This is a genomic window from Nonomuraea harbinensis (assembly GCF_019396385.1).
GTDB classification, from domain to species: Bacteria; Actinomycetota; Actinomycetes; order Streptosporangiales; family Streptosporangiaceae; genus Nonomuraea; species Nonomuraea ferruginea.
On the sequence record NZ_JAHKRN010000005.1, the window covers coordinates 278,978 to 293,690 of the forward strand.

Below are 14,713 nucleotides of genomic sequence, written 5' to 3' on the forward strand. Positions count from 1 at the left end.
GGGGTACGCCATGCACACCCACCACCATCATCACCTGGACCACGACACGCCCCGCGAGCTGGAAGGCGTTCTCAAGGTCGGCATCGGCGGGCCCGTCGGCTCCGGCAAGACGGCCCTGATCGAGGCGCTGGTCCCCATCCTGATCGGGCGGGGGCACAGCGTCGGCGTCATCACCAACGACATCTACACCATGGAGGACGCCGACCACGTCAAGCGCACCCTCGACGGCGTGCTCGACCCGGCGCGCATCGTGGGCGTGGAGACCGGCTCCTGCCCGCACACCGCCGTCCGCGACGACCCCACGATGAACCTGGCCGCCGGGACCGAGATGCTGCGCCGCTTCGGCGACATCGACACGCTGCTGTACGAGAGCGGCGGCGACAACCTCACGCTCACCTTCAGCCCGGTCCTGGCCGACGTGTACGTGTTCGTCCTGGACACCGGCGAGGGCGACAAGATGCCGCGCAAGCGCGGGCCGGGCATCACCGACTCCGACCTGCTCGTCATCAACAAGATCGACATCGCCCCGTACGTGCGCGCCGACCTCGAGGTGATGACCCGCGACGCCCGCCGGGTCCGTGACGGGCGCCCGGTGATCCTCACCGACTCGCTGGAGGGCACGGGCGTGGCGGAGGTCGCGGACTTCATCGCCAGCCGCAGGCCGGTATGGTCGCCGAGCGCGTAGACCGGCTGGCGGCCTCGCACTACACGATCACCTCGATCCCGGAGGACGTGGCGCGGCACGCCGAGGTGCCGCACACGCTGCCGGTCGGCAGTCCGGGCAAGGTCGGCGTGCTCGACCTGGCCTTCGAGCGGCGGGGCGGCCGTTCGGAGCTGACCGGCCACTACCAGAAGGCGCCGCTGCAGATCATGCGGCCGCTCTACTACGACCCCGACCGGCCCGACCTGCCGTACGTGATCGTCATGTCCACGGGCGGGGGAGTGCTGCAGGGCGACCGCTACCGGATCGACCTCGCCTGCGGCGCCGGGGCGTCGACGCACGTGACGACACAGGCCGCCACGAAGATCTACCGGATGGAGCAGGACTACGCCAGCCAGCTCGTCACCATCACGGCGGGGCCCGGCGGCTACGTCGAGTACCTGCCGGACCCGGTCATCCCGTTCACCGGCTCGCGCTTCTACCAGCGGATCAGGGTGACGGCCGACCCCACCGCCACCGTGATCCTCGGCGAGACGATGCTGGCCGGGCGGCTGGCCAGGGGCGAACGGCACGCCTACGACGCCTGCTGCAGCGACCTGGAGGTGTGCGGCCCGGACGGCGAGCTGCTGTTCGCCGACCCGATCAGGCTCGTCCCCGGACGGGCGCCGGTCACCGGCCCGGCCATGTTCGGCGGCCACGGCGTGCTGTCCACCCTGTACGTGATCACGTCCGCGGTGGACGCCGCCGAGCTGGCCGACGCGCTGCACGGGGCGATGGCGGGCAGCGGCCTCACGGGCGGGGCCAGCACGCTGCCGAACCACGCGGGCGCCTGGGCGAGGCTGCTCGGGCCGGAGTCCCCGCCGGTCATCGCGGCGCTGGAACGCCTGTGGGACGTCGCCAGGCGGATGATCACCGGAAGCCCGGCACCCGACAGGCGCAAACCCTGAACCCGGCCGGGCGGGTGTGGGACCTGCTGCGGCCGGAAGGCAAGCCGGACGTCACGGCCGGGCTGGCGGCGGGCGTGCTGATCGTGGTGCCGCTGCTCGCCGGGGCCGCGCTGCACCGGACCTCGCTGGGCGCGGCGGTGACCCTGGCGGCCACGCTCATGCTGTACCCGGCGCCCCAGCCGCTGTCCCGGGTCATGCTCGTGCGCGGGGCGGCGGTCACCGCGGCGGGCGTGTTCGTCTGGCTCGTCGCCGGGCAGCCCTGGCTGCTGGCGGCCGGCGTGACGGCGGCGGCCGTCGCCGGGAGCTTCTGGCCGCTCCTGGGGACGACGGCCGCGCTCGGAGCCCTGCTCATGGCCATCATGGACGACCCCGGCATCGGCGTGCCCGGCCTGGCCCAGCTCGCCGGGGCGGCGTGGGCAGCCCTCGTCGTCCTGCCCCTGGGCCGGCTGTCGGCCACGGTCCCGCCGTCCGAGCTGAGCCTCGCCCGCCGCACCCGGCACGCCGCCCGGCTCGGCGTGCTGGTCGCCGTCTCCATGTCGATCACGGTTCTGCTCGGGCTGCGCGTCGCCGAGGGCCACTGGCTGGTCACCGCGATCCTCGTCACCCTGCGGCCCACCCCGGAGGCCACCGGCACCCGCTACGTCAAGCGGATGCTGGGCGGCCTGGCCGGCAGCGCGCTGGCGGCGCTGATCCTGCTCTGCCGTCCGTCCACCCTGGTCACCGCCCTGTGCGTGGGCGCGGCCGGCACGCTGGCGCACGCCTACCGGGCGGCCAACTACGTCTACTGGTCGATCTGGATGCCGGTCATGGTGCTGCTGCTGGCCGACTTCAGCCATCCGGAGCCGTGGACCGCGTCCGTCGCCCGGCTGGCCATGAACCTCGCGGGCGGCCTGGCCGCACTGGCGGCCGTCCGCTACCTCTGGCCCGACCCCCCATGACACGGTCCGGTCGGCCATGGTCCTGTACGAGCCCGGCGCTCCCGGGCCGCGATCGCCCTGGTCGGCTACCACCGCCGGTGGCCCCGGGGCCCGCCGGCCGTTCGCAGGCCGGCGGGTCCGTGTTCGGCAGGTCAGGCGGCCCTCAGCCAGGCGGGGGTGAACCGGGCGAAGACGATGCCGCCGGTGTCGCCGATCTCGTAGAGCACGCCGACCTGGCCGTTGGCGAGCACGGCCATGGTCGAGTAGCCCGCCGCGCCGGGTTTGACCAGCGCCCTGGCGGGCCAGGTGGTCCCGTCGTCGGTGGAGAGCCGGACGGTCAGGTCGTTGCGGGCGGTCGGGTGGGCGTTGCCGCTGTACAGGACCGTGGCGGTGCGGATCGGCGCGCCGTTCGAGCCGCGCTGCCCGGGGGTGAGGTAGGACAGCTCGTCGGCGTTGCACAGCGGATCGGTCAGCACCGGGCTGGCGGCGGCGCCGCCGAACGTCCGGCCGCCGTCGGCCGAGGTGGCCAGGAAGCGGGAGCGGACGCCGTTGTGCCGCATGTTCTGCGCCACGGCGCCGCCGCTGCGCTCCACGGCCTTGCTCTCGTTGACGTTGCCGCTCGCCGACGAGCCGCGCTGCCAGGTCCGGCCGTGGTCGTCGCTGTAGATGTTGGCGGCGTGGCTGGTCCCGGCGGCGTCGCGGTAGACGATCGGCTGGATCAGCCGGCCGGAGCTGGTCTGGATGCCGTGCCCGGACGACGCGAAGAGCTGCTGCCAGCCCGGGTCCTTCACCGACGGGTTGAGCTCGACCGGGGCGCTCCAGGTGACGCCGTGGTCGGTGCTCTTGACGTACTGGATGTGCAGGCTGTCGGGGTCGTTCGCGGCGTTGGAGCCGGACCCGCCCGACCAGAAGCTGATGCCCGGCCGCGGTGAATAGGTGTAGAAGACGAAGACCTCTCCGGTCGAGCGGTCGACGAGCACGCTCGGGTCCCCGGCGCCCTGGGACGTCGTGGCGGCGTGGTGGATGACGCGCGGCTGCTCCCAGGTGAGGCCGTGGTCGGTGCTGCGCATCAGCACGATCTGGATGTTGTTGGTGCCGCCGCCCAGGTCGTAGGAGCCGTCGACGCGCGCGTCGGCCACGGCGATGACGGTGCCGTTCCCGGTGACGGCCATGCCGGGGATCCGCACCGATCGGACGGTGCCGTCGTAGCGGCCGTTCGGGCCGTTGAGCCCTCTGATGGTGGTGCTGGTGCGGAGCACGGCGGTCGAGTTCAGCTGGGGCGCGTCGGCGGCCAGGCCGCAGCGCGCGACGCCGGAACGCGTGTCGTCGAAGCCTTCCGCCGTGGTCCGCAGGGTGTACGGCGTGCCGGCCGGGACCGTCCAGTAGTGCAGGTAGTTACCGCCCGCGGCGACGGTACGCGTCCAGGGCGAGCCGGTCCGGCCCGGCCAGGTGACGGTGAACGTCTTCGCGGCGCTGGTCCGGTTCTCCAGGGTGAGCTGGAGGCGGCTCTCCGTGCAGTCGAAGCCGACGAGCGCGGACATCCCGCCGCCGCAGTGGAACCTGCCGCTCTGCGTGGTGTCGTGGCCGGTCGGAGTGGTGGTGCGCAGCGTGTACGGTGTGCCGGGGTCGAGCGTCCAGTAGAGCAGCGCGCTGCCTCCGGCGGCCACCGTGCGGGTCCACGGCGATCCGGAGCGGCCGGGCCAGGTCACGGTGTACGTCTGGGTCTGGGCCGACTTGTTGTCCAGGGTGAGCTGGAGCCGGCTGAGCGGGCAGTCTGCTCCGACGGTCGACGAGACGCCGGGGACGGCCGCCAGGGCGGGGGTGGGGACGAAGACCGCCGCGGCGGTGATGGACAGGACGAAAGCTAAGACTCCGCGCAGGAGCCTTCTGGGCAGGGACGTCACGGATCGATCGCTCCTTCGGTTCGGGGGGTTGGAGCCGAGGAGCATCAGACATCAGACGTCCCGTACTGTAAATGCGGGGTGGAGAGCCGTCAATGCCCGCGATTTTCCTTCAGGTGCCGCCGCACCGGCGCGTAGTGGGCGGCGATCGCCTCCGCGAACCCGTGGAGGTCCTCGGCGGAGGCCGCCCGCACGATCGCGCGGTGCGCCGCGACGGTCTCGCGCACCGACTCGGGGGTGGTGGGCATCGTGGGCGCGACGATCGCGTGCACGTCCCAGAAGGCGGCGGTGAGCTGGGTGACCAGCTCGTTGCCCAGAGGCTTCATGAGGAGCAGGTGGAACTCGCGGTCCTGCTCGATGAACGTCTCGCCCGCCCGCGCCCGCTCGTCCATCTCGTCGGTGAGCCTCTCCAGCTCGCCGCGCAGATCCTCGCCCAGGGCGGGGATGATCGCGGAGGCGAGCCCCTGCTCCAGGGTCTGGCGGACCTGGACCAGCTCGGAGAGCACCTGGTAGTCGTCGGACCGGCTGAGCAGCCCTCGGAAGCTCAGGCTCTCGACCAGGGCGGCGAGTGAGAGCTTGCCCACGTACGTGCCGTATCCGTGCCGTACCTCGACGATGTCGAGGGCGGTCAGGGCTTTGATCGCCTCGCGCACGCTGGAGCGGCTCGCGCCGATGGCCGCGCACAGCTCAGCCTCGGTGGGGAGCGCGTCGCCGGGCCGGAGATGGTGGTGCAGGATGTACTGCTTGATGCGCTCGGCCACCTCTCGCTGTCGCAGTTGCGTACCGCGGGACGGTCGCGAGATGGGCTCGATCACGGCCAACATCTTGCCCTTTCGTCCGAAAGTCGTCTACATTCCCCGCATCGGCATCAGACATCAGACGTCATGTGTCCTGTGCCGCACCCGTGACGATACCCCCCAAAACGGTCACCATCAAAGGAGAGGGGTAGCCATGCCCGATCCCGCCCCATCTGTAAACCGCCGCAACTTCCTGCGGCTCGTAGGGGCCATGAGCGCCGCCACCGCCTTCACCGGCTCGCTCGCCGCGTGCTCGGGCCCCGCCTCCACCGGCAGCGCGGCGCCCGCCGCTGCCGCCGACAGCATCGAGGCCGGCATCTCGTACGCCCTGTCGACCGGCTTCGACCCGATGACCTCGTCGGGCGCCACGCCCGTCGCGGCCAACATGCACACCCTGGAGGCGCTGTTCGACCTCGACCCGGTGACCCGCGAGCCGTACGCCGCGCTCGCCGCCGGAGAGCTGGAGAAGGTCGACGACACCACGTACAAGGTCGCCCTGCGCCAGGGTGCCACCTTCCACGACGGCTCCGCGGTGACGGCCGGGGACGTCGCCTTCAGCTTCGAGCGCGTCATGGACCCCGCCAACGCCTCGCTCATGGTGCAGTTCATCCCGTTCGTGGAGAGTGTCACCGCGGTCGACGACGCGACGGCGGAGATCAAGCTCAAGCACGCCTTCCCCCTGCTCAAGGAGCGGCTCGCGGTCGTCAAGATCGTGCCGAGGGCGGTCGTGGAGAAGGACAAGGCCGCCTTCGACGCCAAGCCCGTGGGCTCGGGCCCGTACCGCCTCATCGAGGCGACCAAGGAAGACAAGATCGTCTTCGAGCGGTGGGACCAGTACAACGGGCCGCGCCCCGCGAAGGTCAAGAACATGACGTGGCGGCTGCTGTCCGACCCGTCCGCCCGCGTGACCGCGCTGGAGTCCGGCCGGGTCGCGGTGATCGAGGACGTGCCGTACCTCGACGCCGAGAAGGTCGGCCAGAAGCACAAGCTGGAGGCCGTGCAGTCCTTCGGCCTGATCTTCCTCATGTTCAACTGCGCCGAGAAGCCCTTCGACGACAAGCGGGTGCGCCAGGCGCTGCACTGGGCGATCGACAAGGACAAGGTCATCCGGACGGGCATGCTGGGCAACGCCGCCGCGGCGACCGGTTACGTCCAGGAGTCGCATCCCGCGTACGCCGAGGCGGCCACCGTCTACGGTTACGACCCGGACAAGGCCAAGGAACTGCTCAAGGCGGCCGGGGTCGAGAACCTCCAGGTCACCATGGTCACCACCGACACCGGCTGGGTGAAGGACATCGTCCCGATCATCAAGGAGTCCTGGGACGCCGTCGGCGTGACCACCACGCTCGACATCGGCCAGTCGGGCGGGCAGTACACCAACAAGATCGACCCCGGCAAGTTCCAGGTCCTGGTCGCGCCGGGCGACCCCTCGGTCTTCGGCAACGACATGGACCTGCTGCTGCGCTGGTTCTACGACGGCGTCTGGCCGGAGAACCGCTACCGCTGGAGCGAGACCGCCGAGGCCAAGAAGATGCTGGAGCTGCTCGACGCCGCGGTGCGGACCGACGACGCGGCCGAGCAGAAGAAGCTGTGGAGCCAGGCCGTCGACCTCGCCGCCGAGGAGGTGCCGCTCTACCCGATCCTGCACCGCAAGCTGCCCACCGCGTGGGACGAGAAGGCGCTCACCGGCTTCAAGCCCATCCCGACCACGGGCCTGTCCTTCCTCGACGTCGCCCGCGTCTGACCGCCCCCACGAGAAAGCACCATGTTCGCACTTCTACGGCTGACCGTGAGACGGCTGGTGATCCTGCCGCCCATGCTGCTGGGGGTCACGCTGCTGGTCTTCGTGGTCCTCCAGTTCTCGCCCAACGATCCCGCGTACAACGCACTCGGCGACGGCGCGAGTCCGGAGGCGCGCGCCGCATACAGGGCGGAGCACGGGCTGGACGACCCGCTCCCGCTGCGTTACGTCCGGTTCCTGGGGCAACTGGCGCAGGGCGACCTGGGCTACACCGCCCCGCCGGCGACGCCGGTGATCGACCGGGTCGTCACGGCCTTCCCGCTCACGATCCAGCTCACCGTGCTGGGCCTGGTGCTCGCCGTGGCCGGCGCCCTGGCCTTCGGGGTCACCGGCGCGCTCCACCGCGACCGGTGGCCCGACCAGGTGACCCGCGTGCTGTCCATCGCGGGGGTGGCGATGCCCTCCTTCTGGCTGGGCATCCTGCTCATCCAGGAGTTCGCGCTCGGCGTTCCGATCTTCCCGACCGGCGGCTACGTCAACCCCGCCGACTCCCTCACCGGCTGGCTCCTGTCGATGGCCCTGCCCGCGATCGCGATCGCCGTCCCGACGGCGGCCTCGCTGTCGCGCCTGGTGCGCACCTCGATGGTGGAGGAACTGGACAAGGACTACGTCCGCACCGCCACCGGCAACGGCCTGCCCCGCGCGATCGTCGTACGCGGCGCGCTGCGCAACGCGCTCATCACCCCGCTCACCGTGCTCGGCCTGCGGGTCGGCTACCTGCTGAGCGGCGCCGTGGTCATCGAGACGATCTTCGACCTGCCCGGCATGGGCAAGCTCATCCTCGAAGGCGTCACGAACGGCGACGTGGCCCTGGTGCAGGGCGCGGTGCTGACGATCGCGGTGGCGTTCCTCCTCGTGAACCTCGTCGTCGACCTGCTCTATCTGCTCGTCAACCCACGGATCAGGGCGGTGTGAGATGCTCCGACCAGGCCTGACCGCCCGGCTGTCCAGCCCCGGCATCCGCTTCACGCGCCTCTCCCCGGTCGCCGTCGTCTCCCTCGCCGTGCTGGCGGCGATCGCGCTCTTCGCCGTGCTGGCGCCGCTCTTCGCCGGCGATCCGCTCGCGACCGGCACACCCGCCGTCCCGCCCGGCGCCGACCACTGGCTCGGCACCGACAGGACCGGGCGTGACGTCTTCGCCAGGATCGCGCACGGCGCGCAGTCCTCCCTCCTCATCGGCCTGGGCGCCACCGCGCTCGCCGTCGCCGCCGGCGCGGTGCTGGGCAGCCTCGCGGCCACCTCGCGCAAGGCCGTCAGCGAGGGCATCATGCGCGTCCTCGACGTGGTCATGGCGTTCCCCGGCATCGCGCTCGCCGCGGTGCTGGTGGCGGTCTTCGGCCGCCACCTGCCCGTCCTGATCGGCACGATCGCCTTCCTGTACGTGCCGCAGCTGACACGGGTGGTGCGGGCCAACGTCCTGGCGCAGTACGGCGAGGACTACGTCGCCGCCGAGAAGGTCATCGGCGCCACCAGGCCGCACATCCTGGTCAGGCACGTCGCCGTCAACTGCGCCGCGCCCATCATGGTGTTCGCCACCGTGCTGGTGGCCGACGCGATCATCTTCGAGGCCAGCCTCTCGTTCATCGGCGCGGGCATCCAGGACCCGGCGCCGAGCTGGGGCAACGTGCTGGCCTACGGCCGGCAGCTCGTCCTGGCCGGCGGCTGGTGGGCCACGTTCTTCCCCGGCCTGGCGATCCTGGTCACGGTGCTCGCGCTCAACCTGCTCGCCGAAGGGCTCACCGACGCGTGGGCCGCGCCCCGCTCCGCCCGGCGCGCCGCCGCACCGGCCGGCGACGAGGCGGCGGCGGCCGTACCCGCCGAGGAGAGCACCGAGACCGGGGACGCGCTCGCCAGGCTCGCCGTCGTGGCGGGCGAGCGCCCGCCACGCGTCCCGCCGCTGCCGCCCGGAGCCGCGCCGCTGCTGTCGGTCGAGGACCTGACCATCCGCTTCCCGCAGCGGTACGGGGACGTCCCGGTCGTCCAGTCGCTCTCCTTCGACGTACGGGTGGGCGAGACGCTCGGGCTGGTGGGCGAGTCCGGCTGCGGCAAGAGCCTGACCAGCCTGGCCATCATGGGTCTGCTGCCCCGCGCCGCGCAGGTGAGCGGCCGGATCGTCTACGACGGCCGCGACATCCTGCACCTGCCGCCAGGCGAACGGCGGGCGATCTCCGGCCCGGAGATCGCCATGGTCTACCAGGACGCCATGTCGTCGCTGAACCCGTCGGTCCTCGTGGGCACCCAGCTGCGCCAGCTCACCAAGAGGGGCGGCACCCGTACGCCGGAGCAGCTCCTCGAACTCGTGGGCCTGGACCCGGCGCGCACCCGGCGCAGCTACCCGCACGAGCTGTCCGGCGGCCAGCGCCAGCGCGTGCTGATCGCGATGGCCCTGTCCCGCGGCCCGCGGCTGCTGGTCGCCGACGAGCCCACCACGGCGCTCGACGTGACCGTGCAGGCGCAGGTGGTGGAGCTGCTGGTCGAGCTGCGGGACGAGCTCGGCTTCGCGATGCTGCTCGTCTCGCACGACCTCGGCCTGGTCGGTCAGCTCGTGCACCGGATCGCCGTGATGTACGCCGGCCAGCTCGCCGAGATCGGCACGACCGGCTCGCTCCTGTCCGGCGCCGAGCACCGCTACGCCCGGGGCCTGCTCGGCTCGGTGCTCTCCCTGGAGAGCGGGGCCAAACGGCTGCACCAGGTGCCCGGCGTGGTGCCCGCGCCCCGCGACTTCGGGCCCGGCTGCCGCTTCGCGGGCCGGTGCGCGGCCGCGGACGCGACCTGCCGCACCGCCCCGCCGCCGCTGGCCGGCGACCCGCACGACCACGCGCGGGCCTGCTTCCACCCCGGAGGGGGACAACGGTGAACGAACCAGTCGTCAGCCTCGAACACGTGCACGTGGTGCACACCGCGCGCAGCGGCGGCCTGGTGCGCCGCGACAAGGTGCACGCACTCACCGACGCCACCGTCTCCGTCGGCCGGGGCGAGATCCTCGGCGTGGTCGGCGAGTCGGGATGCGGCAAGTCCACCCTCGCCAAGGTGGTGGTCGGCCTCCAGGCGCCCACCTCGGGCACGGTGCGCTTCCGCGGCGAGGACCTGTGGACGCTGCCGGTACGGCGCCGCCGGCGGGACTTCGGCGCCGCCGTGGCCATGGTGTTCCAGGACGCCTCCACCGCGCTGAACCCCCGCCTGGCCGTGCGCCGCATCCTGCGCGACCCCCTCGACGTGCACCGGCGCGGCACGCCGAAGCAGCGCGAGGAACGCGTGCGCGACCTGCTCGACCTCGTCGGGCTGCCCGGCCACGTCGCCGAGGCGCTGCCCGGCCAGCTCTCCGGCGGCCAGCGCCAGCGGGTCGCCGTGGCGCGCGCCCTGACCCTCGAACCCGACGTGATCGTCGCCGACGAGCCCACCAGCGCGCTGGACGTCTCCGTCCGCGCCCAGGTGCTCAACCTCCTGCTCGACCTGCGCACGAGCCTGGGGCTCGGCCTGGTGTTCATCTCCCACGACATCCAGACGGTCCGCTACCTCGCCGACCGGATCGCGGTCATGTACCTCGGCCGCGTGGTCGAGGAGGGGCCGGTCGCCGACGTGGCCGGCCGGGCGCGCCACCCGTACACGCGGGCCCTGTTCTCGGCCACGCCCAGCCTGCTCGACGACACCGAACGGATCGTGCTCACCGGCCCGGTCCCGTCCGCCACCCACCCGCCGTCCGGTTGCCCGTTCCGCACCCGTTGCTGGAAGGCCACCGAGGCGTGCGCGCAGGAGTTCCCGCCCGCCACTCAGGCGGAGGCGCACTTCTGGCACTGCGTCCACCCCGAATCGCCCGTAAGGAGCCTTCTTTGAGCCCCCGCAAGCCCCGCTTCAGCGGCGTCATCCCGCCGGTCGTCACCCCTCTGACGCCGGACGGCGAGATCGACGCCGCGTCACTGGAGCGGCTGGTCGAGTTCCTGATCGAGGCGGGCGTCAGCGGCCTGTTCGCCCTCGGCAGCTCAGGCGAGGCGGTCTTCCTCACCGACGCCCGCCGGGACAAGGCGCTGGAGGTCGTGGTGCGGGCGGCCGCCGGCCGGGTGCCCGTGCTCGCCGGCTGCATCGAGACGACGACCGGCCGCGTGATCGAGCGGGCGGAGATCGCCAGGAAGCTCGGCGCGGACGCCGTCGTGGTGACCGCGCCGTTCTACGCCCGCATCCATCCCGTCGAGGTCGACCGGCACTTCCGCGCCGTCAGGGCCGCCGTGGACCTGCCGCTCCTGGCCTACGACGTGCCGGTGTCGGTGCACACCAAGCTCACCGCCGACCTGGTGCTCTCCCTGGCCGCGGACGGGGTCGTCGACGGGCTCAAGGACTCCAGCGGCGACGACGTGGGGTTCCGCCAGGTGGTCCTGCGGGCCGCCGGGCTCGCCGGGTTCTCGGCGCTGACCGGGCACGAGGTCGTGGTCGACGCGATGATGCTCGCCGGGGCCGACGGCGCCGTGCCCGGCCTGGCCAACGTCGACCCGCACGGTTACGTACGGCTGCTGCGGGCCTGCGCCGACGGGCGCTGGGCCGACGCCAAGTCCGAGCAGGACCGTCTGACCCGGCTGTTCCGCATCGTCGAGGCGGCCTCCCCTGCCACCGCCGGCGGCAGCACGCGGGGCGTCGGGGCGTTCAAGACCGCGCTGGCCCTGCGCGGGGTCATCGGCCACGCGGCCGTCGCCGCGCCGATGCGCGAGCTGACCGCCGACGAGGGCCGCGCCGTCGCCGCCCATCTGGAGGAGGCCGGGCTGCTGTGAGCCTCGTCGTCGGCGTGGACATCGGCGGCACGAAGATCGCCGCCGGCCTGGTCGACCACTCCGGCACCCTCCTGGCCACGGCCACCCGCCCCACCCCCGCCACCGAAGGCCCCGAGGCCATCCTCACCACCGCCACCGCCCTCATCCACACCCTCACCGAGAGCCGCGGGGTTGCGATCGCGGCCGGTAGTGCGGAGGTCGGTCGTGACCTCCGCGATGGCCGGGGGTCCGTGGGCTCGGACGGTGGTGCGGAGTTCGGTGGAGGCCTCCGCGATGGCCGGGGGTCCGTGAGGGCGGGTGGTAGTGCGGAGGTCGGGCGTGACCTCCGCGATGGGACCGTGGATCCGGCTGGTGTCGGGGGTCTCGGTGGCCGGGGGGTTGTGACCGCGGTCGGTGTCGGTAGTGCTGGGGTGGTCGATCCGGGGCGTGGTGTGGTGGTCTCGGCGACCGGGGCGCTGGCTGGGTGGGCGGGGACCGATCTGCGTGGCGAGCTGTCGCGCAGGCTCGGGGTGCCGGTGGTGGTCGGCAACGACGTGCACGCGCACGCGCTCGGCGAGCAGTGGCGCGGTGCCGCCGCCGGCCGGGAGGACGTCCTGCTGGTCGCGGTCGGCACCGGCGTCGGCGCCTCGGTCATGCTCGGTGGGCGGGTCCGGCACGGGGCGCACGCTGTGGCCGGTCACGCGGGCCATGTGCCGGTGGCGGCGGCGGCCGGGAGGCCGTGCCCGTGCGGCGGGCAGGGGCATGTGGAGGCGGTCGCGTCCGGCCCCGCCCTGATTGGTGAGTACCGTCGCCGGGGCGGTACGGACGCCGCGGACCTCGCCGGGGTGGCTCGGTTGGCTGCGGCCGGGGATCCTCTAGCCGCGGACGTCCTGGCCGAGGGCGGGGCCGCGCTCGGTTCGCTCATCGGCGGGCTGATGAACGTCATCGACCCCGAGATCGTGGTCATCGGGGGAGGGGTCGCCGGATGCGGCGAACCGTGGTGGCGACCGCTGCGCGCCGCCATCGCCGCCGAGGTACTGCCCGCACTGCGAGACGTCCCGGTCGAACCCGCCGCCCTCGCCGGCGCCGCCGCCCTGCTCGGCGCCGCCCGCATGGCCCTGGAAGCGTCCCCATGACCGACACCACTTTCCGCTTCGCGCCGCCCCGCTTCGCGCCGGCCCGCCGTGCGCTGGCCCCGCTGGGCGGTTGGAACCGTACTGGACGCGCGAGTGATCGGCCCGCTTCGCGCGAGCACCATCGAGGATTCGCGCGAGCACCATCGAGGAGGATCATGACGTCGGCCGCTGAGCACCCTGCGCTGGCCGCTATTCGGGGCCGTCTGGTGGTGTCGTGTCAGGCGTACCCCGGGGAGCCGATGCGTGACCCGGACACGATGTGCCGGGTGGCGCGGGCGGTGGCCGCCGGCGGGGCGGCGGGGATCCGGGCGCAGGGGCTGGAGGACCTGCGGCGGATCCGCGCGGCGCTGGACCTGCCGCTCATCGGCCTGTGGAAGGACGGCGACGGCGACGTCTTCATCACGCCGACCCTCGACCACGCGCTCGCCGTCGCCGCGACCGGCGTGGACATCGTGGCCGTGGACGGCACCCGCAGACCGCGCCCCGACGGCCGCACGCTCGCCGAAACCGTCAAGGCCGTGCACGACCGTACCGGCCGGCTGGTGATGGCGGACGTCTCCACGTACGAGGAAGGGATCGCCGCCGCCGAGGCAGGCGCGGACGTGGTCGGGACGACCCTGTCCGGGTACACGGCGTACTCCCGCCCGGGACCCGGCCCCGACCTCGAACTGGTCGCCGGGCTCGCCCGCGACCTGCCCGTCCCGGTGATCGCCGAGGGGCGGGTCCACACAGCGGAGCAGGCCGCCGCAGCCGTCGAGGCGGGCGCGTACGCCGTGGTCGTCGGCACCGCCATCACCCACCCGACGACCATCACCCGCTGGTTCGCCGACAGGGTGACGAGGCCGGGGGCGTGACAGCCATGGTTCCGGCAGAATCGTCCCCGGGCACCCGGTGCAGCCGGGAGGCGTACGACGTCTGACGTCCTATGCTTAGGGTGCACGCCAGAGACCGGCATCGCGGGAAAGGCAGAAGATGGCGCTGGACTTCCCTGGACCCGCCACGGGGCGGCATCCGTTGCGGCGGCAGGAGGTGACGGAGCAGATCAAGGCGTTCATCCTGCGGAACCATCTGAAGCCCGGCGATCCGCTGCCCACCGAGTCCGTGCTCTGCGAGAGCTTGGGGGCGAGCCGCTCCAGCGTGCGTGAGGCGATCAAGACGCTGAGCGCCCTCGACATCGTGGAGGTGCGGCACGGCCACGGCATGTACGTCGGCCGCCTGTCCCTGGTGGCCCTGGTGGAGAGCCTCGCCTTCCGCGTCCAGCTGAGCAGCCGCGACGACTTCACCGTGCTCGGCGAGGTGATCGGCGTTCGTCAGCTGCTCGAACAGGGCCTGGCGGCCTCCCTCGTGGCGGCTCTGGAGGAGCCCCACTTCGACGCCCTGGCCGCGCTGGTGTCCGAGATGCGCGAGCTGGCCGACAAGGGGGAGACGTTCGTCGAGCAGGACCGCGCCTTCCACCTGCTGCTCATGGAGCCGCTGAAGATCGACCTCGTCCAGCAGCTCACCGGGGCGTTCTGGGACGTCCACAGCATGGTCGCCCCGTTGCTGGCCCCGTCCACCGCCGACGGACGGGAGACGGCCGACGCGCACGCGGAGATCGTGGCGGCCGCCCGGCGGCGCGACGTGGCCGCCTTCCAGGCGGCGATCGAGGCCCACTACGGGCCCGTGCGCAAACAGCTCGCCACCCACCTGCGGGATTCCGGGAACGCCGTGGACGGACGACCTGAGGGCCGGTGACGATCCCGCTGATGCTCGGAGACCGACGAGCCATCAGACGTACGAGGATCAGCAGGTAGGTCACGAGCCGGGGCGGAGAA

Annotated in this window: 13 protein-coding genes; 11 read left to right on the plus strand and 2 right to left on the minus strand. The window is 72.7% G+C overall.

Features of this window, described 5'->3' with window-relative positions:
• Nucleotides 1–10 precede the first annotated feature (10 nt).
• Genes ureG through KME79_RS46860 form a run of 3 tightly spaced genes read left to right on the plus strand, consistent with a single transcriptional unit; the run spans nt 11 to nt 2,546 of the window.
• Nucleotides 11–685, plus strand: a complete 675-nt coding sequence (gene ureG / locus KME79_RS07935; RefSeq protein WP_219543884.1) for an urease accessory protein UreG — start codon at nt 11–13, stop codon at nt 683–685.
• Entirely contained in the window at nt 667–1,608 is a 942-nt protein-coding gene (locus KME79_RS07940; RefSeq protein WP_219543885.1) for an urease accessory protein UreD, read from the plus strand. The genes ureG and KME79_RS07940 overlap by 19 nt, the downstream gene beginning before the upstream one ends.
• Nucleotides 1,548–2,546, plus strand: a complete 999-nt coding sequence (locus tag KME79_RS46860) for an FUSC family protein (RefSeq protein WP_219543886.1) — start codon at nt 1,548–1,550, stop codon at nt 2,544–2,546. Before KME79_RS07940 ends, KME79_RS46860 begins: the two co-directional genes overlap by 61 nt.
• A 131-nt stretch (nt 2,547–2,677) precedes the next feature.
• Here KME79_RS46860 and KME79_RS07950 read toward each other — a convergent pair whose 3' ends face one another.
• Both KME79_RS07950 and KME79_RS07955 read right to left on the minus strand, forming a co-directional pair.
• Nucleotides 2,678–4,429 (minus strand): exo-alpha-sialidase, encoded by a 1,752-nt coding sequence (locus KME79_RS07950; protein ID WP_219543887.1) that lies wholly within the window; start codon nt 4,427–4,429, stop codon nt 2,678–2,680.
• 89 nt (nt 4,430–4,518) lie between these two features.
• On the minus strand, nt 4,519–5,241 hold the full coding sequence (locus KME79_RS07955) for a FadR/GntR family transcriptional regulator (protein WP_308248832.1): 723 nt from the start codon (nt 5,239–5,241) through the stop codon (nt 4,519–4,521).
• Between the two features lie 136 nt (nt 5,242–5,377).
• On the opposite strand from KME79_RS07955, the gene KME79_RS07960 reads away from it, so the two are divergent.
• From KME79_RS07960 to KME79_RS07995, 8 genes are all read left to right on the plus strand, one after another.
• Nucleotides 5,378–6,967 (plus strand): ABC transporter substrate-binding protein, encoded by a 1,590-nt coding sequence (locus KME79_RS07960; RefSeq protein WP_219543889.1) that lies wholly within the window; start codon nt 5,378–5,380, stop codon nt 6,965–6,967.
• A gap of 21 nt (nt 6,968–6,988) precedes the next feature.
• Nucleotides 6,989–7,939 (plus strand): ABC transporter permease, encoded by a 951-nt coding sequence (locus tag KME79_RS07965; protein WP_219543890.1) that lies wholly within the window; start codon nt 6,989–6,991, stop codon nt 7,937–7,939.
• A gap of 1 nt (nt 7,940) precedes the next feature.
• The gene (locus KME79_RS07970) at nt 7,941–9,881 is read left to right on the plus strand and encodes a dipeptide/oligopeptide/nickel ABC transporter permease/ATP-binding protein (RefSeq protein ID WP_219543891.1); all 1,941 of its coding nucleotides are present in this window, start codon (nt 7,941–7,943) and stop codon (nt 9,879–9,881) included.
• Nucleotides 9,878–10,858: an oligopeptide/dipeptide ABC transporter ATP-binding protein gene (locus KME79_RS07975; RefSeq protein ID WP_219543892.1), complete on the plus strand. Its 981-nt coding sequence runs from the start codon at nt 9,878–9,880 to the stop codon at nt 10,856–10,858. The genes KME79_RS07970 and KME79_RS07975 overlap by 4 nt, the downstream gene beginning before the upstream one ends.
• Nucleotides 10,855–11,784 (plus strand): dihydrodipicolinate synthase family protein, encoded by a 930-nt coding sequence (locus KME79_RS07980; protein WP_219543893.1) that lies wholly within the window; start codon nt 10,855–10,857, stop codon nt 11,782–11,784. The genes KME79_RS07975 and KME79_RS07980 overlap by 4 nt, the downstream gene beginning before the upstream one ends.
• Nucleotides 11,781–12,899 (plus strand): ROK family protein, encoded by a 1,119-nt coding sequence (locus tag KME79_RS07985; protein WP_219543894.1) that lies wholly within the window; start codon nt 11,781–11,783, stop codon nt 12,897–12,899. The genes KME79_RS07980 and KME79_RS07985 overlap by 4 nt, the downstream gene beginning before the upstream one ends.
• Nucleotides 12,900–13,054: 155 nt before the next feature.
• The gene (locus tag KME79_RS07990) at nt 13,055–13,753 is read left to right on the plus strand and encodes an N-acetylmannosamine-6-phosphate 2-epimerase (protein ID WP_219543895.1); all 699 of its coding nucleotides are present in this window, start codon (nt 13,055–13,057) and stop codon (nt 13,751–13,753) included.
• Nucleotides 13,754–13,928: 175 nt separating this feature from the next.
• On the plus strand, nt 13,929–14,633 hold the full coding sequence (locus KME79_RS07995) for a FadR/GntR family transcriptional regulator (protein ID WP_308248833.1): 705 nt from the start codon (nt 13,929–13,931) through the stop codon (nt 14,631–14,633).
• Nucleotides 14,634–14,713: the final 80 nt, after the last annotated feature.